The organism is Actinophytocola sediminis, assembly GCF_054779715.1.
Genome location: NZ_BAAGXS010000074.1, coordinates 45422 through 61853, shown reverse-complemented (window position 1 = coordinate 61853; position 16432 = coordinate 45422). Strand labels below are relative to the sequence as shown.

The following is a 16432-nucleotide window of genomic DNA, read 5'->3' as shown; positions in this document are numbered from 1 at the left end:
ATCCATCCAATCCCGACGCGCCGGACGGCGGGCCGTGGGCGATACTGCCCGGTGATCGGTGACGAGAGAGATGAGGAGGACATCATGCAGGCTGACCAGCAGCAAGAGCCGACGGAGGGTCGTCACGCTGCTCCGGAGGGGGCCGAGCGCCACCCGCTGATCGACCTCGACCGCGACCCGACACCGGGTGTGGCCAACCATGCCAAGACCGACGACGAGTAACGCCAGTCGTTCCACCGGAGCGGTCGGGCTCCCGAAATTAACCTGCCGCCAGGTCACGAGCACCCATCACCGCGTTCGCGGGCCGTGACCGTCGCCTTCTGGCTCACACTGGTCGGCGCTGGCCTGTTCCTTGCCGCCGTTGGGCTGGCGTTCAGCATCGACTGGGCGGGCGTTCGCGGTGCCTGGAACGTGGTGTCCATCGGCGGCTTCGGGCCTTACGAAGGTTCGCTTGCGCCGCTACTCCGGGTGGTGGCGCTGATGCTGGTCGGCACGGCAGTCGCGATTGTCACACTGCTGTTCGGCGGCGCGGCGAACCGGTTCTTCGTCAACCCGGCGGGACGTCACTGTGGCAATGGCTCGGTCGAGCCGTCGGCCAACGCTTGGACCACCTTGTCCAGGATGCCTTTGACCAGCTCGCCGTAGGGGTCATCGCCCAGTGCGTCCACCGTGGCTTGCGCCTTGCCGAGGAACTCGTGCGCGCGGTCCGCGTCCCCGAGTCGCCGGTGATCGTCGGCGAGGCTCAGGTACAGCGATGGCATGAACCCCCGAACCTGTAACGACCCGTCGAACTCCTGCGCACGCTCGTCGCTCACGCCGTTGACCGCGGCCAGGGCGCGCTCGTCCCACATCAGCTCCGCGTGCTGGGTGTCCTGCAGGTCGGCCAGGAAGTGCGCGATCACACAGCGGTGGAAGTCGTCGCCCCCGCCGGCCTCGACCTCGGCCCACATCGTTTCCAGGTCCTGCCGGGCAGCCGCGCGCTCGCCGGCCTGCCCACGTTGCACGATCGCGGTCACCCGGGCCATCACCTCATCTGCCATCCACGCCTCTTCTCGTTGTCGTTGCTGAGCGCAGGGCCCGAGACGACGAACGCCCGGCGTCCAAGTACGGATGCCGGGCGTTTCGCCTTTTCAGGGCGCGGAGGATGCGGGATTTGAACCCGCGAGGGTTTTAACACCCAACACGATTTCCAATCGTGCGCACTAGGCCACTATGCGAATCCTCCGCCGGAGAGGGTACCGGAGGTGGCCCTGACCTCCCCAAACGGGGTGGTCAGCAGGGCGCGGACGTGCGGTGATGGCTAGCACACAGCAGGGCACGCGGAATCTCACATCGGCTGACTCGCGGTACCGCGTTCGCGGTAGGACGGCTACCGCGTGGAGAGGATGCCGGTGCGGGAGGTCGCCCCGTAACGTGAGGTCATGGGCGTTGACACCCGTGACCAGCGACGCCTCCGGTACTACCGGCTCGTTTCCGGTGGTCTGGTGGTGGCCGCGGTGTCGTTCTTCGGGTGGGATCTGCTGCAGCCGCACGGTCACGAGCCGTCGGGGGCGCTGGGTGCGGTGCCGAGCGCGCTGACGGGCGTGGTGCTGGTGGCGTGCCGCCGGTGGCCGGTGCCGGTGTTGTGTGTCGACGCGGCGCTCGCGTTGTTCGTCATCGTGGTGGGCGGGCCGGTGGTGCCGTCGGTGCCGGTGGTCGCGGTGGCCGCGTACGTGGTCATGTCGCTGGAGGGTCGCCGTCGGAGCTGGCTGGTGTGTGCCGGTGTGGCAATGGTGCTGGGGGGCGCGCGGCTGGTCCAGGATGTCGATGCGTGGCGGGACGCGTTGAACGCGGCGTTGGTGATCGGGCTGGCCGGCGCGCTCGGCCGGATCGCCCGCAACCGGCGACAGCGGATCGCCGAGTTCGAGGAGCGGGTCCGCGACGCCGAGCACATGCGCGAGGAGGAGGCCCGGCGCCGGGTCGCCGAGGAGCGGCTGCGGATCGCGCGGGAGCTGCACGACGTGGTCGGGCACCATATCGCTCTTATCACCGTGCAGGCCGAGGTGGCCACCCATGTGCTGGCGAGCCAACCCGTCCAGGCCCGGGAGGCGTTGTCCCACGTGCGGCAGGCGAGCCGGACGGTGCTCGAGGAGATCTCGGTCCTGCTGGGTGTGCTGCACCAGCCCGACGAGAACGAGGCGGCGCCGACCGAGCCGGCGCCCACGCTCGCCCGGCTCGACAGCCTCGTCGCGTCGTTCCGGACCGCGGGGATGGTCGTGGCTGTCGCGTGGGACGGTCCCGAGGTCGCGCTGCCGACGGCCGTGGACCTCGCGGCGTACCGGATCGTGCAGGAGGCGCTGACGAACATCGCCAAACACGCGGCCGGCGCCAGTACGTCGGTCACCCTCGTCCAGGAGCCCGGCGAGCTGCTGGTGGAGGTGCGCAACGAGAGTGCCACGGCCACACCCGGCACCATCGGTGGCGACGGGCGGGGGATCGCCGGCATGCGCGCGCGGGTCGGCGCGGTGGGTGGGCGGTTGGCGACCGGCGCAACGCCGGACGGTGGGTTCCTGGTCAGCGCGGTGCTGCCGGTACCGGAAGGGGAACAGGCTGATGATCAGAGTCGTGCTGGCCGACGACCAGGCGCTGATCCGCGCGGGGTTCCGGGTGTTGATCGACTCCGCACCGGACCTGTCGGTGGTGGCTGAGGCGTCGACCGGGCGCGAGGCGATCGACCAGGTGCGGGCCGTCGGCGCCGACGTGGTGCTCATGGACATCCGCATGCCGGAGATGGACGGGCTGGCCGCGACCAGACAGATCGCGGCCGACCAGGAGCTGTCCGGGGTGCGGGTGCTGGTGCTGACGACGTTCGAGGTCGACGAGTACGTCTTCGCGGCCCTGCGCGCCGGGGCGAGCGGGTTTCTCGGCAAGGGCGTGGACGCACACGAGCTGATCGAGGCCATCCGGGTGGTCGCGCGCGGTGATGCCCTGCTGTCCCCGAAGGCGGTCAAGGGCCTGATCGGCCGGTTCCTGACGCAGCCGGATCACTCGCTGCTGCCGGCGCCGGAGCAGTTGAGCGCGTTGACGGCCCGCGAGCGGGAGGTGCTCGGTCTTGTCGCACGTGGACTGTCCAATGACGACATCGCGGCCCGGTTGTACGTCTCGCCGATGACGGCGAAGACCCATGTCAACCGCGCCATGGCCAAGCTCGGCGCGCGTGACCGGGCCCAGCTCGTGGTGATCGCTTACCAGACCGGGCTCGCGCGGGTCGAGCGCACTCAGCCGCGGTAGCCGGTCTCAGGAATACCGCGGGCGCGGTACGTCGGAAAGTCAGCGTTGGTGTGACGACCGGGAGCGTGCTTGCGGGAATCGTCGTCGGCATGGCTACCACCCTCTATCGGCTCGGCAGGTTCGCCTTCCGCGCCCGCAAGCTCGTCCTCGCGATCTGGCTCGCGGTACTGGTCGGCATGGGCATCGCCGCTGTGACGCTGTCCGGACCGACCGAGGACGGATTCTCGGTGCCGGGCACCGAATCCCAGCAGGCCCTCGAGCTGATAAAGCAGCGGTTCCCGCAGTCCGCGGCCGGTGGAGCGAGCGCGCAGTTGGTGTTCGGCGCGCCCGACGGCGAAACCCTGACCGACGCGGCCAACCAGGAGACGGTGACCCGCACGCTCGCGGACCTGGAGGGTGCGCCGCAGGTCGCGTCGGTCACCGACCCGTATGCCGGCAGGGCGATCAACCGCGCCGGCACGATCGGATACGCGCAGGTCAGCTACCAGGACAAGCAGGTGGACCTGACCGACGCGGCGAAGGACGCGCTGACCGACGCCGTCGATTCGGCGCGGCAGGCCGGTCTCACGGTCGAGGTCGGCGGCGACGCGCTCAAGGCGTCCCGCGGCGGGGGCACCAGCGAGATCATCGGCGTGGCCGTGGCCGCGGTCGTCCTGTTGATCACGTTCGGTTCGCTTGTCGCGGCCGGACTGCCGCTGCTCAACGCGCTCATCGGGGTCGGGATCGGCGTCGCGGGGATCACCGCGATGACCGGGTTCGTCGACCTCAGCTCCAACACGTCGATCCTCGCGACGATGCTCGGTCTGGCCGTCGCGATCGACTACGCGCTGTTCATCCTGTCCCGCTACCGCCACGAGTTGGCCCTCGGCCGCGATCCCGAGGAGGCGGCGGGTCGCGCGGTGGGCACCGCGGGTTCGGCCGTCGTGTTCGCCGGTCTCACCGTGGTGATCGTGCTCGCCGGGTTGTCGGTGGTGGGGATCCCGTTCCTCACCGAGATGGGTCTGGCCGCGGCGGCCACGGTCGTGATCACTGTGCTCATCGCGCTCACGCTGCTGCCTGCCATGCTCGGCTTCGCGGGCAGGCGGATTCTCGGCCGGCGGTCCCGTACCCGCGCGGAGAAGCCGGCCGCGGGGGAGCGCTGGGGTCGGCTCGTGGTCCGGCGCAGGATCCCGGTGCTGGTCGCCGGTGTCGTCGGGCTCGCCGTGCTCGCGCTTCCCGCGCTGGACCTGGAACTCGGCCTGCCCAGCGGGGCGCAGGCCGCCGAGGACACCACCCAGCGCAAGGCCTACGACCTGCTCACCGAGGGCTTCGGCCCCGGCTTCAACGGGCCCCTGTTGCTGGCCGTCGATATCACCGGCGCGGGGAATGCCGACGCCGTGGCGAAAACCGTCGGTGGCATGGACGACGTCGCCGCGGTCACCCCGCCGCGAGTCAACCCGGCCGGGGACACCGCGCTGCTCACGGTCATCCCCGCCAGTGGCCCGAACACCCCGGAGACCGCCGCACTCGTGTCCCAGATCCGCGAGCAGATGGACGACACCGTGTTGGTGACCGGGCAGACCGCCATCAACATCGACCTGTCCGACCAGTTGAGCGACGCGCTGGTGCCCTATCTCGCGCTCGTCGTGGGGTTGGCGTTCCTGTTGCTGATGCTGGTGTTCCGCTCGATCATCGTGCCGATCAAGGCCACGCTCGGCTTCCTGCTCACCGTGGGCGCGACCTTCGGCGCCATGGTCGCGGTCTTCCAGTGGGGTTGGTTCGGCATCGCCCCCGCGACCGGCCCGATCATCAGCATGCTGCCGATCATCACGATCGGCATCGTGTTCGGCCTCGCGATGGACTACCAGGTCTTCCTCGTCACCCGGATGCGCGAGGAACACGTCCACGGCGCCGAACCGACCGACGCGATCATTACTGGCTTCGGGTACGGCGCCCGGGTGGTGACCGCCGCCGCACTCATCATGATCAGTGTGTTCGCCGGCTTCGTGTTCTCGTCGAACACCATGGCGAGCGAGATGGGCTTCGGACTCGCGTTCGCCGTGCTCGTCGACGCCTTCGTGGTGCGCATGACGCTCGTGCCCGCGGTGATGGCGTTGTTCGGGAAGACGGCCTGGTGGCTACCCCGCTGGCTCAACCGGATCCTGCCCGACGTGGACGTCGAGGGCGAGAAACTCCGCCACCACCTCGACCCCGTGGCCGACCCCGAACCGGCGACCGCGGAAACCGTCCGCGGGTGAGCCCGGCGCGGACGGAGGCGGGCTGACACGCGCAGACCCCCTGTGGCATTGTTTATGTCATACGCAATGCTAACCGGGAGCTGACATGACCATGACTGTGCCCACCACGAGGACCTGCCCGTTCGACCCGCCGGCCGAGCTGTCCGGACGCCCGCCGATCAGTCGGCTGCGCTACCCGGACGACTCGCTCGGCTGGCTGGTCACCGGCTACGCCGAAGCCCGACAGGTGCTCAGTGACCCGCGCTTCTCCAGCCGGCTCGACCTGGCCCGATCGCCGCTGCGCGGCCTGGCGCAGGACACCGAGTCCCCCGGCATGTTCCTGTTCCTGGACCCGCCGGACCACACCCGGTACCGCAAGCTGCTGACCGGCCAGTTCACCCTCCGCCGCATGCGTGCGCTGGAACCGAGGGTCACCGAGGTCGTGACGGAGACGCTGTCGACGATGGCGGACATCGGCCCTCCGGCCGACCTGGTCCGCGACTTCGCCATGCCGGTGGCGTCGCGGATGATCTGCGAGCTGCTCGGCGTGCCCTACACCGACCACGAGGTCTTCGAGCGGCAGTCGTTCGAGATGGTCGATCCGGCCCGGCCCGAGGAGGAGCGGCAGGCCGCGGGTGAGGCGATGTGGCTGTCGCTGCACGCCCTGGTGCGCCAGAAGCAGGCCCAGCCGGCCGACGACCTGATCAGCGGGCTCGTCTCGTCCGACCTCAGCGTCGAGGAGCTGGCCGGGATCGCCACGATGCTGCTGTTCGCCGGGCACGAGACGACCGCGAACATGCTGTCACTTGGCACGTTCGCACTGCTGCGCCATCCCGACCAGCTCGCCGTCCTGCGCGCGGACGAGTCCATCGTGGACGGTGCGGTCGAGGAGATGCTGCGCCACCTCACCATCGTGCAGTACGAGGTGAACCGGGCCGCCCTCGACGACGTCGAGGTGGCGGGGCAGCTCATCAGCAAGGGCGAGAGCGTGCTGGTCTACCTGCCGGCGGTCAACCGCGACCCGAACAAGTTCCCCGGCGGCGATCAGCTCGACCTCACCCGCCCGGCGACCGGACACCTGGCGTTCGGGCACGGCGTGCACCAGTGCATCGGCCAGCAGTTGGCCAGGATCGAGCTGCGGATCGGGTACCGCGCGCTGCTGCGCCGGTTCCCGACCCTGCACCTGGCCGTGCCGGCCGAACAGGTGCCGCTGCGCGCCGGCCATGGGATCTACGGCGTTGGCGCGCTGCCCGTGTCCTGGTGACCCAGTCCGCCGGGGTGCTTGCCGCCCGGGTGAGCGCGCCGCGCTCACCCGGGCGGCAAGCCGTGCTGAGATCAGTTCAGCACGGGCCCCAGCACACGCAAGGTCGCCAGTTTGTCCTGGTTGAGCACCTGCACGGCCACCTGGTCGGCGCCCGCCTCAAGATGTGCCAGCACCCCGGCGCGCACGGCGTCCTCGTCACCCCAGACGACCATCGCGTCCACCAGGCGATCACTGCCGCCATCGGCCAGGTCGGCCTCGGTGAACCCGTGTCGCAGCCAGTTGTTCGTGTAGTTCGGCAGCGCCAGGTAGAGCGCGAGCTTCTCGCGGCCGATCCGGCGCGCCACCTCGGCGTCGGTACCCAGCACCACCTTCTGCTCTGGCACGAGGAGCTTGCCGGCGCCGAGGATCTCGCGTGCCTGGGCCGTGTGCTCCGGTGTGGTCAGGTACGGATGCGAGCCTGCCGTGCGCTCGGCCGCCAGTTCCAGCATGCGGGGGCCGAGCGCGGCGAGCACGCGATTGTCGACCGGGACACCGCCGGCGTCCAGGCCGTCGAGGTAGCTGACCAGCTTGTCGTACGGCTTCGTGTACTTGTCGCCAACAAAGGCGCGGTGGCCCGCGCCGATACCGAGGATCACCCGGCCGGGGTAGGCGGCCGACAACCGTGCGTAGCCCGCGGCGGCGGCTTCGGGGGGCGCGTCCCAGACGTTCACGATGCCGGTCGCGGCGATCAGGTCCGTCGAGTTGGCGAGTGTCGGCTCGACCGTGGTGAGGTCGGCGGGCGGGGAGCCGCCGAACCAGACGGTGCCGTACCCGAGGTCCGTCAACTCGGCCAGCGCTTCCCCGTCCTGGAACGGTGGCCACGACGAGTGGTCCCACACACCGATCTTGCCGATCTCCATACGTCATCCTCCGTTGTCTTCGATGGTCGACGAAGACAACGGTTGGCCGGCGCCGCTGATTCCCGAACGCCTCCCCGGCGGGCGTCGACGACTCCGGAAGTTTCCGAAAATTCGGGTCCGTACTGGCTGGCTTCCGCCCGGTATCCGGATGGTGCGAGCCGAGCGAGATCGGCTGGATGGGGCTGGTGACTGGGCCTTACGCCCGATCGGACACCTCGTCGGTGCCGAGGATGTTCCGCAAAGGGTCCGAAAATTATTGACAACTTGTCGGAGTCGCGCCGATACTCTCAGCTACGACAGCGGTTCCAGCCACTGTCGAATACCAGGTCCCCGCCGTGCATCGGGGTCCGTCGAGTCAGCGCCGTGGCGCGCTGTCCGGCTGCCGTGCCAGCCCTCAACGAAGAGGAGGAAGCATGCCCATAAACGATGATTCCGGTCGCCCCGCGATCAGCCGCCGGGCTTTTGTCGGCGGTGCCGGCGCATTGGCGATAGGCGCCACCGTGATGCTCCCCGGAATCGCCCAGGCGCAGACGATCACCACCAACCAGACCGGCACCCACAACGGCTATTTCTACTCGTTCTGGACCGACAGCCAGGGCACCATCTCCATGACCCTGGGAAACGGCGGCAGCTACAGCACCCAATGGGGCAACACCGGGAACTTCGTCGTCGGTAAGGGATGGAGCAACGGTAGTCGCCGGACCGTCAACTACTCCGGCAGCTTCAACCCGTCCGGCAACGGCTATCTGTGCCTGTACGGGTGGACGTCCAACCCCCTGGTCGAGTACTACGTCGTCGACAACTTCGGCAACTACCGCCCAACCGGCGAACACCGGGGAACCGTTTCCGCGGACGGCGGAACCTACGACATCTACCGGACCATGAGGTACAACGCCCCGTCGGTCGAGGGCACCAAGACGTTCCCGCAGTTCTGGAGCGTGCGGCAGTCGCGGCGTACGGGCGGCAGCATCAACAGCGGGACGCACTTCGATGCCTGGAGCCGCGCCGGAATGGGCCTGGGTTCCTTCAACTACTACATGATCCTGGCCACCGAGGGATATCAGAGCAGCGGTAACTCGAACATCAACATGAGCTGACCGCACAAAGGTGTGGCGACGGCCGGGGGCCGTCGCCACACCGATCAGTAGAACCGGCGCAGGCCCGGCCAGATCTCCGACCACGGCGCCACCGTCGACGCGCAGCGAACGACGTCCGTGCCCTGCTCGTCGTTGTCCAGGTGCACACCGTTGTCGTGCTCGACGACCGGTTCGCAGCCGGTGAAGGGCAGCCGCGCGCCGTCCGCGAAGTCGCCGACCAGCAGGACCGGGCCGGTCATCCGGTCGGCCGGCGGCCCCCAGTCCCAATAGGACATGTGACCGGAGAACGGTTGCGGCAGACCGAGTTCCTGGCCGTACCGCTCGATGGCCCCCGCCTGGCCGTAGTTGCTCGCGAAGATCACCGCACGTGCCCGGTCCGGCTCCGGGAGCTGCCGCCACGCCCCGGCGACGGTCTCGGTGAACTCCGGCCAGCCCACCTGCTCACCCTGCTCGGCGTTCATCGCCAGCACCGGCCCGAGCGCGCTCGGTGGCACCACCGGCAGGCTCACCACCAGGTTGATCACCAACCCGACCGTCGCCAACCCGTAGCCGAGCACCCGATGTCCCCGCAACCACCGCAGCGTCGGCTCGGCCCCCGCCGCGGCGAGCAGCAGCAGCAACGGGATCGGGTAGTAGGGCTTGCCGCCGATCACCAGCAACACCACGCACAACAGCGGGTAGGCCACCGCGAGCGACCGTGCCCACCGCAGCTCGGGCGCCCGCCACAGCCGCACGATGCCCGCCAGCCACACCGGCACCAGCACCGGCGACAGGTACACCAACTGCAACGGCACGAACATGATCCGGTTCTCCGCGCCGTCGTCGGCCGAGATGCCGGTGGCGACGGTGAGCAGCGGGAAGTCGTTGCCGGCCTGCCACACCAGCGTCGGCGCGGCGATCGCGACCGCCAGCGCGACCCCGGCCGCCAGCCACCAGGTGCGCAGCACCGCCCTCGGCCCGACGGCCAGGACCGCCACCCCCAGCGCGAACAGCAGCAACATGACCAGCCACTTGTTGGCCAGCCCGATCCCGGCGACCGCGCCGATCGCCAGCCACCAGCGGGGATCGCCGGTGCGGAACAGCCGCAACGCGAACAGGCCGATCAGCGTCCACAGCAACGTGTCCAGGGTGTTCGTCGCCAGCATGTGGGCGATCACCAGCGTCAGCGACGAGCCGGCCGCCACCACCGCCGCGATCACCTGCGCGCCCCGCCCGCCGCCGAGCTCGCGGGCCACCAGCGCGAGCACGAACACAGTGGCCGCGCCGATCAGCATGCTCGCCACCCGCAGCCCGGTCGGACTGTCGCCGAAGACCGCCGTCGACAGTCTGGCCAGCACCGGGGTGATCGGCGGCTGGTCGACATATCCCCAGTCCGGGCGTTTGCCGGCGGCCATGAAGTACAGCTCGTCGCGGTGGAATCCGTAGCGGCCGGAGAACATGGCGAGCACCACGACCTGAACCGCGGCGACCACGGCTACCGCACCGGCGGCGAACGGAGTCTTGACGGGCGTGCCCAAATCGGCCTCCTGTCTACAGTGGACCGACCTGGCGGGGACGTCCTGGCCATGCTATCGCCTGCTGGTCGCCGTCGTGCGGTACTGATTCCGTCCGGGCATGATCAGGCCTATGCGCCGGTGGTTGCCGATTCTTCTGGTAGTGGTGTGGCTGGGGTTCGGTGGACTCGGTGGGTCCTACACCGGCAAGCTGTCCGAGGTCGTCGAGAACGACAACGCGGCGTTCCTGCCGGAGTCCGCCGAGGCCACCGAGGTCACGCGGCTCGAACAGCGGTTCAGCGACGACGAGGTGATCCCGGCGATCGTCGTGGTCGAGCGGCGCGGTGGGCTCGAGCGGGCGGACGCCCAGTACCTCGCCGCGCGGGCGCGGACGCTCGCCGGCATCGACGGGGTCGTCGCCCCACCGGTGCCGAGCGAGGCCGACGACGGTGCGGCCGCGCAACTCGTGGTGGCGATCAGCGGCGCCGGCAACCCGGGCGAGGTGGTCGAGGAGGTACGGACCGCGCTCGACGACGGCCGGCCGGCCGGGTTGACCGTGCTGGTCGCCGGCCCGGCCGCGCAGATCGCCGACCTGGTGGCGGCGTTCGGCGGGATCGACGGGCTGTTGCTGCTGGTCGCCGGTGCGGTGGTGGCCCTGATCCTGGTGGTGATCTACCGAAGCCCGGTGCTGCCGATCATCGTGCTGGTCTCGGCGGTGCTGGCGCTCGGCGCGGCCAGCATGGTGGTCTACTTCCTGGCCGACTCCGGCACGCTGACGCTCAACGGGCAGAGCCAGGGCATCCTGTTCATCCTGGTGTTCGGCGCGGCCACGGACTACGCGTTGCTGCTGGTGTCCCGGTTCCGCGAGCAGTTGCGCGAGACCGAGGACCGGGTCGCCGCGATTCGCGCGGCCTGGCGCGGCACGATCGAGCCGATCGCCGCGTCCGCCGGGACGGTCATCCTCGGCGTGCTGTGCCTGCTGTTCTCCGAGCTCAACTCCAACCGGGGCCTCGGGCCGGTGGCCGCGATCGGCATCGGCGCGGCGCTGCTGGCGTCGGTGACGTTCCTGCCGGCCGCGCTCGCGCTGCTCGGGCGCGCGGCGTTCTGGCCGTTCCGCCCGGAACACGGGTCGGCGAAGCCAGAACACGATGGCCTGTGGGGGCGGATCGCCAGGTTGGTCGGCAGGCGGCCGAGGCTGATCTGGATCGTCACCACGCTCGTGCTGCTGGTCGGGGTCGCGTTCCTGCCGCAGCTCAGGGCGAGCGGCACCGCGCAGTCGGACCTGTTCCTGTCCGAAGTGGACTCCTCGACCGGCCAGGAGGTGCTGTCCCGGCATTTCCCCGGCGGTTCCGGCACGCCGGTGACGGTCATCGCCCGCGACCAGGCGGCGCCGGACGTGCTGGCCGCGACCAGGGTGCCGGGGGTCGCGGACGCGGCGATCACGGACCAGCGCGATGGCTACGTGCTGATCCAGGCGGTGCTCGACGATCCGCCGGACTCCGAGAGCGCGCTGTCCACTGTGGAGCGCATGCGCGACTCGGTGCGCGCGGTGGACGGCGCCGAGGCGAAGGTCGGCGGGGCGAGCGCGATCCAGCTGGACACCCAGCGGGCGGCGGCGCACGATCGCGCGCTGATCATCCCGATCGTGCTGGTGGTGATCTTCCTGGTGCTGGCGGTGTTGCTGCGGGCGCTGCTGGCGCCGCTACTGCTGATCGCGACCGTGGTGCTGTCCTTCGCCGCGACGATGGGGGTGTCGGCGTTGGTGTTCAACCACCTCCTCGGCTTCCCCGGCGCGGACCCGACGATCCCGTTGTTCGGGTTCATCTTCCTGGTGGCGCTCGGGATCGACTACAACATCTTCCTGATGACCAGAGTCCGCGAGGAGTCGCTGGTGGCCGGCACCAGAACCGGCACGCTGCACGGACTCGCGGTGACCGGCGGCGTGATCACCTCGGCCGGCGTCGTCCTGGCGGCGACGTTCGCCGCGCTGTCGGTGATCCCGGTGCTGTTCCTCGCGCAGATCGCGTTCATCGTCGCGTTCGGGGTGCTGCTGGACACCATCATCGTGCGGTCGTTGCTGGTACCGGCACTGACCGTGGACATCGGACCCAAGATCTGGTGGCCGGCAAGAATGAGCCGGGCGAAACGCACGACCAGCTGAGCGCTCAGGGGAAGCGGGTGCAGAGCCAGGCCAGGGCGAGGGGATAGCGGTAGCCGATGCCGCCGTGCCTGGCGTTGAACAGTTCGAAGTGGACGTTCGCGTCGGCAAGGCCGGTGTCGGCGATGGCTTGCCGGAACGCCTGCGCGCCGAGGTCGAGGTAGAACTCGTCGCGGGTGCCGGCGTCGATCCACACCGAGTCCAGCGACCGGACCGCGTCCCGGTACTCGGCGCGCCGGGCCATCAGCACCGGGTCCCACGCCAGCCATCGTGCCCAGACGTCGGGGAGCACCGCGCCGGTGTCGTCGAACGGCACGCTGACCGAGCCGTCCTCGTTGCCGGAGTAGGCGGCCGCGTACCCGTACATCTCGATCAGGTCCAGGTCGGAGTCGCGGGTGCCGAACACGCGATCCCGCAGCCCGGCACGGAACTCGTCGTAGGAACCGTCGTACTCGTCGCGCAGCAGCCGTGCCACGCTCGGGAAGAACGGCTGGTAGCAGACCTCGAACAGGGCGTCGCCGGCGTGGGTGGCCAGCGCGCCGAACAGGTCGGGGCGCAGCAGCGGGGTGATCATCGCGCCGTAGCCGCCGCTGGACTTGCCCGCGATGGCGCGGTGTTCGCGGTCGGCGATGGTCCGGTAGCGCCCGTCGACCCACGGCACGACCTCGTCGCACAGGTACGAGTGGTAGCGGCCGGTGGCCGGCGAGTCGAGGAACTGGCTGCCGCCGAAGGTGGACCACGCGTCGACGTACACCACGATCGCCGGTGGTGCCTCGCCTCTGGCGAACAGCCCGTCGGCGAGTTCGGGGTAGGGCTGGCGGAACGCCTCGCGGTTGAACCACATGGCGACGTGCCCGGTGTAGCCCTGGATGGTGTAGACCACGGGGTAGCGCCGGTCGGACTCGTCGTAGCCGGGCGGCAGGTACACGTGCACCGGTCGCCGGTGCGGGTCGCCGAGTGGGTTGTCGCGCAGCAGCACGCTGACGACGACGTTCTCTTCGATCCGGCCCGCGAGTTCGGTTGACCAAGGCAGCATCGCGCCACCCTAGGTCCGGCGCCGCGCGACCGCATCCGAGAATGGCGGGCATGGCGAGCGAGGCGTGGACCGCGGTGGCGTCGATGGCCGGTGTGTTGGTGGGCGGCGGCCTCACCTTCCTCACCCAGCGGATGGTGCACCGCTCCGCCGAGCGCATCCGGGCCGAGGATCTCGCCGAGGCTCGGCGCGCCGAGCAGATCCGGGTGCTCACCGAGTTCATCCGGTTCGCCCACGCGACGGAGGGCGTCGCGCACGCCCGGCCGGCGGCCTGGGTCCTCGGTGACGACTGGTACCAGACCGCGCGGCCGGCGATGGACGGCCTGCGGATCGCCGAGCAGAGCGTCGAGTTGTTGTGCCCCAAGGAGTTGATCGCGCCCGCGATCCGCTACGAACACGCGCTCAACGAGGCGGTCTGGCAGGACCGCGACACCCCGCTCGGCGACCGGCTGACCCCGGTCAAGACCGAGTTCCTCACCGCGGCACGGGAAAGCCTCGGCCTGGACTAGGTCCCGACCGACAGCAGGCTCGCCAGCCGCGCCGCCGACGTGCCGATTCCGGTCGGCACGCCCACCCGAACCAGGTCGTGGCGCAGGTCGGCGTCGGCGTAGCGGTGGCAGCCCCGGTGCCAGTTGTGGATGCCGGCCATCCAGTCCCGCAGGTTCTGCACGTACGCCGCCAGCGCGGCCTTTCCGTCGTCGTCGAGCCCGAGTTCGTCGGCCAGCGTCGGCAGCTGCGCGGTGAGGTGTTCGAACTGCTTGGCCCGCCCGGTCATCAGGTCGTTGACCAGCGCGATCGCCACGTCCTGGCCCACATCCAGGAAGCTGCGCACGACGAGCACCGCGTTGTGCAGCTCCCCCTCGAACTCGATCTCCTTGCGGTAGGAGAACAGGTCGTTGAGCAGCACGGCGTAGTCCATCGCCGCGTTCTGCAGGGAGATCACCGGCCCGCTCGCGTACACCGCCACCGGCACGTCACCGCCATGCGAGAGCTGGGCAAGACACTTGGTCAGGTCCGAGCCGAACGTGTCGCGCCGCATCTCGATGTAGTCCACCGGATCAGGAATGCGGTTCAACCGCGTGTTGTCCAACTCCCACAACCAGGCGTCCAACATCGTCTCCAGCGCGTCCCGCAACTGCTGCCGCTCGAACACCGCCATCGTCGGTGTGGTGCGCCCCCACATGTCCGCCAGCCCCCGTTCCATACCGTTCACCGGCACGATCGGCGCCACCCCCTCGATCGGCATCAACTGCTTGAGCCGCTCAGTCCCCACCTGAGCCGCAAGCGGATCACCACTCCGCCCAAACACCCGAGGATAGAAGTCGTCACCATAGGTCCCCCACGCCAACCACCCGGACGAGATGTCCAACTCCCCAGCACTGGCCGCCGGATGAATACCAGCCGCACAGAGCGGAAGATCAATATCGCGCAGATCCCGCTCTGTCCAGATGCCCTCCTCCAGAATCCCCCAAGAATGAGCCCACCGAACAACCTCCTCCCGCGAAGCATCCAAATGCTCACTGAGAGTCAACGAAAACGGCTGATAAATCTCCGGCAACGCAATCGGCCCAACCCGCTCAAAAGGAACGTGCTGAAACGCCCGAACCCGCTGCGGCAACGTGGTCAACACCGACGCCACAATCCTGGCCGCCGACGTACCAAGCCCAGTGGGCCCCCCAAGCACCCCACCCAGAACAGCCTGCTGATTCATATACCTACTGGACCGCAGATGCCACTCATGCCCACCCGCCTGCCAGTCCTGCAACCCCTTGACATAAGCCCCCACCCCAAACCGGGCCCCCACCTCAACACCATGCTGCTCAAACAACGACGGCACCTCAACGACCGCCGTATGCTCAAACTGATGCAACCGAGAGGTCAACAAATCATTAACCTTCTCCGCCGCCTCCTGCGTACCCAACCCCAAAAACCGCTCAAACACCAAAACACTATTAGAAAGCTCCCCCTCCTCCTGCACCTCCCGCTGATAGGAGAACAGATCATTCCGCAGATGCACCCCATCAGCAAACGTATCCCGCAACACCGTCATCGCCCGCGCCGCAGCAATCTCCGCCGGCATCTCGGCCCCAGCCACATGCTCAATCAAATTAGCCGACCACGGCGCCCCCCCAACCTTGCGCCGCATCTCAATATACTCGATAGGGTTGGCAACCCGCCCCTCATTGATATTCGCCAACTCCCACAACGACTCATCAAGCAAATTCCTGGTACTCTCCACAAACCGAACCCGCCAGTCATACGAGTGCACCGGCACAGTCCGCCGCCACAAATCAGCCAACCCACGCTCAACGGGATTTACGGCCTCCTCGACAATCTCCCCCTCAAGCGGCATGAAAGAGGAAAGCCGATCAAGATAGTCCCGAGCCGCCGAAAAATCCCCAGTACGCTTGAACAACTCCAGAAAATGATCGTCAAAATAAAAAACCCAAACATACCAGTCCGTAACCAGATCAAGATCCTCACCAGACGCATCAGGATGCGTATAAGCACACAACAAGGCATAGTCATGAGAGTCAAAATCACCCTCATCCCAAACCTTCACACCCCCCTGCGGCACATCAATCATATCCATCTCAAAAGCCCAAGCCTTACTATGCCCCCGCGCCCGCTCCAGGTTGACGTTCAACCGAGCCGGATAAGGCATATAAAACTCGGGAAGCTCGAACGGCTGCATCAGTACCGGGAACCCTTCCAGTCAAACCGCACCTCCCGGAGACATAAACAGACCCCCACCCACCCACCAAAGCCCCAACCACCCCAACCACCCGATAGTGCCCCCAAAACCCCCCAACCGGCCCACCCAGGCCCACCCCACCCCGCACAGCCCTAACCACAAGTAGCACAGACCTCACCACAAGTAAGTGACGCAAGTAAGTAGGTTTGGTCCCTCCCCACCTGCACCGACCGCAACGCAAGCAACACGCACCGTGGGGGGTATGGGGGCTCGGCCCCCCAATAAAACGCCGAAGACCGACCCCCGC

General features: G+C 68.5%; 14 protein-coding genes and 1 tRNA gene. 9 read left to right on the top strand and 6 right to left on the bottom strand.

Going from position 1 to position 16432, the window contains the following annotated elements; all coding sequences use genetic code 11:
* Window positions 1–84 precede the first annotated feature (84 nt).
* A complete protein-coding gene (locus ACYVIP_RS34080; RefSeq protein WP_460403952.1) occupies window positions 85–222 on the top strand; it encodes a hypothetical protein in 138 nt (45 codons plus the stop codon).
* 84 nt (window positions 223–306) lie between these two features.
* Complete coding sequence (locus tag ACYVIP_RS34075) at window positions 307–645, top strand: hypothetical protein (protein ID WP_460403950.1); 339 nt, start codon at window positions 307–309, stop codon at window positions 643–645.
* On the opposite strand, the gene ACYVIP_RS34070 is transcribed toward ACYVIP_RS34075, so the two are convergent.
* Both ACYVIP_RS34070 and ACYVIP_RS34065 read right to left on the bottom strand, forming a co-directional pair.
* On the bottom strand, window positions 564–1040 hold the full coding sequence (locus ACYVIP_RS34070; RefSeq protein WP_460403948.1) for a hypothetical protein: 477 nt from the start codon (window positions 1038–1040) through the stop codon (window positions 564–566). The genes ACYVIP_RS34075 and ACYVIP_RS34070 overlap by 82 nt on opposite strands.
* Before the next feature lie 98 nt (window positions 1041–1138).
* Window positions 1139–1225: transfer RNA gene (locus ACYVIP_RS34065), tRNA-Ser, on the bottom strand.
* 196 nt (window positions 1226–1421) lie between these two features.
* Here ACYVIP_RS34065 and ACYVIP_RS34060 point away from each other — a divergent pair.
* From ACYVIP_RS34060 to ACYVIP_RS34045, 4 genes are all read left to right on the top strand, one after another.
* On the top strand, window positions 1422–2687 hold the full coding sequence (locus ACYVIP_RS34060; RefSeq protein ID WP_460403946.1) for a sensor histidine kinase: 1266 nt from the start codon (window positions 1422–1424) through the stop codon (window positions 2685–2687).
* Window positions 2593–3270 carry a response regulator transcription factor gene (locus ACYVIP_RS34055; protein ID WP_460403944.1) on the top strand — a complete coding sequence of 226 codons (678 nt, stop codon included), beginning with the start codon at window positions 2593–2595 and terminating at the stop codon, window positions 3268–3270. The genes ACYVIP_RS34060 and ACYVIP_RS34055 overlap by 95 nt, the downstream gene beginning before the upstream one ends.
* Before the next feature lie 89 nt (window positions 3271–3359).
* Window positions 3360–5507, top strand: a complete 2148-nt coding sequence (locus ACYVIP_RS34050; RefSeq protein ID WP_460403942.1) for an MMPL family transporter — start codon at window positions 3360–3362, stop codon at window positions 5505–5507.
* An 85-nt stretch (window positions 5508–5592) separates the two neighbouring features.
* Entirely contained in the window at window positions 5593–6750 is a 1158-nt protein-coding gene (locus tag ACYVIP_RS34045; protein WP_460403940.1) for a cytochrome P450, read from the top strand.
* 71 nt (window positions 6751–6821) lie between these two features.
* Here the strand turns inward: ACYVIP_RS34045 and ACYVIP_RS34040 are convergent, their stop codons facing one another.
* Window positions 6822–7649: an LLM class F420-dependent oxidoreductase gene (locus tag ACYVIP_RS34040; RefSeq protein ID WP_460403938.1), complete on the bottom strand. Its 828-nt coding sequence runs from the start codon at window positions 7647–7649 to the stop codon at window positions 6822–6824.
* A gap of 413 nt (window positions 7650–8062) precedes the next feature.
* Between ACYVIP_RS34040 and ACYVIP_RS34035 the strand changes: the two genes are divergently transcribed.
* Window positions 8063–8746 (top strand): glycoside hydrolase family 11 protein, encoded by a 684-nt coding sequence (locus ACYVIP_RS34035; protein ID WP_460403936.1) that lies wholly within the window; start codon window positions 8063–8065, stop codon window positions 8744–8746.
* A gap of 44 nt (window positions 8747–8790) precedes the next feature.
* Here the strand turns inward: ACYVIP_RS34035 and ACYVIP_RS34030 are convergent, their stop codons facing one another.
* Window positions 8791–10263, bottom strand: a complete 1473-nt coding sequence (locus ACYVIP_RS34030; RefSeq protein ID WP_460403934.1) for a glycosyltransferase family 39 protein — start codon at window positions 10261–10263, stop codon at window positions 8791–8793.
* Between the two features lie 97 nt (window positions 10264–10360).
* Here ACYVIP_RS34030 and ACYVIP_RS34025 point away from each other — a divergent pair, with 97 nt between their 5' ends.
* Window positions 10361–12400: an MMPL family transporter gene (locus tag ACYVIP_RS34025; RefSeq protein WP_460403932.1), complete on the top strand. Its 2040-nt coding sequence runs from the start codon at window positions 10361–10363 to the stop codon at window positions 12398–12400.
* A gap of 4 nt (window positions 12401–12404) precedes the next feature.
* Here the strand turns inward: ACYVIP_RS34025 and ACYVIP_RS34020 are convergent, their stop codons facing one another.
* Window positions 12405–13433: an alpha/beta hydrolase gene (locus tag ACYVIP_RS34020; protein ID WP_460403930.1), complete on the bottom strand. Its 1029-nt coding sequence runs from the start codon at window positions 13431–13433 to the stop codon at window positions 12405–12407.
* A 50-nt stretch (window positions 13434–13483) separates the two neighbouring features.
* Between ACYVIP_RS34020 and ACYVIP_RS34015 the strand changes: the two genes are divergently transcribed.
* Window positions 13484–13939, top strand: coding sequence for a hypothetical protein (locus ACYVIP_RS34015; RefSeq protein ID WP_460403928.1), 456 nt, complete (start codon window positions 13484–13486; stop codon window positions 13937–13939).
* Here ACYVIP_RS34015 and ACYVIP_RS34010 read toward each other — a convergent pair.
* The gene (locus tag ACYVIP_RS34010) at window positions 13936–16125 is read right to left on the bottom strand and encodes a terpene synthase family protein (RefSeq protein WP_460403926.1); all 2190 of its coding nucleotides are present in this window, start codon (window positions 16123–16125) and stop codon (window positions 13936–13938) included. The genes ACYVIP_RS34015 and ACYVIP_RS34010 overlap by 4 nt on opposite strands.
* Between the last annotated feature and the right edge of the window lie 307 nt (window positions 16126–16432).

What these genes read in the sequence shown, in the direction of transcription:
- ACYVIP_RS34060 (WP_460403946.1), top strand. Translation starts at nt 1,422, where the DNA reads ATGGGCGTTGACACCCGTGACCAGCGACGCCTCCGGTACTACCGGCTC.
- ACYVIP_RS34045 (WP_460403940.1), top strand. Translation starts at nt 5,593, where the DNA reads ATGACCATGACTGTGCCCACCACGAGGACCTGCCCGTTCGACCCGCCG.
- ACYVIP_RS34080 (WP_460403952.1), top strand. Translation starts at nt 85, where the DNA reads ATGCAGGCTGACCAGCAGCAAGAGCCGACGGAGGGTCGTCACGCTGCT.
- ACYVIP_RS34035 (WP_460403936.1), top strand. Translation starts at nt 8,063, where the DNA reads ATGCCCATAAACGATGATTCCGGTCGCCCCGCGATCAGCCGCCGGGCT.
- ACYVIP_RS34010 (WP_460403926.1), bottom strand. Translation starts at nt 16,125, where the DNA reads ATGCAGCCGTTCGAGCTTCCCGAGTTTTATATGCCTTATCCGGCTCGG.
- ACYVIP_RS34070 (WP_460403948.1), bottom strand. Translation starts at nt 1,040, where the DNA reads ATGGCAGATGAGGTGATGGCCCGGGTGACCGCGATCGTGCAACGTGGG.
- ACYVIP_RS34015 (WP_460403928.1), top strand. Translation starts at nt 13,484, where the DNA reads ATGGCGAGCGAGGCGTGGACCGCGGTGGCGTCGATGGCCGGTGTGTTG.
- ACYVIP_RS34055 (WP_460403944.1), top strand. Translation starts at nt 2,593, where the DNA reads ATGATCAGAGTCGTGCTGGCCGACGACCAGGCGCTGATCCGCGCGGGG.
- ACYVIP_RS34050 (WP_460403942.1), top strand. Translation starts at nt 3,360, where the DNA reads ATGGCTACCACCCTCTATCGGCTCGGCAGGTTCGCCTTCCGCGCCCGC.
- ACYVIP_RS34025 (WP_460403932.1), top strand. Translation starts at nt 10,361, where the DNA reads ATGATCAGGCCTATGCGCCGGTGGTTGCCGATTCTTCTGGTAGTGGTG.
- ACYVIP_RS34040 (WP_460403938.1), bottom strand. Translation starts at nt 7,649, where the DNA reads ATGGAGATCGGCAAGATCGGTGTGTGGGACCACTCGTCGTGGCCACCG.
- ACYVIP_RS34020 (WP_460403930.1), bottom strand. Translation starts at nt 13,433, where the DNA reads ATGCTGCCTTGGTCAACCGAACTCGCGGGCCGGATCGAAGAGAACGTC.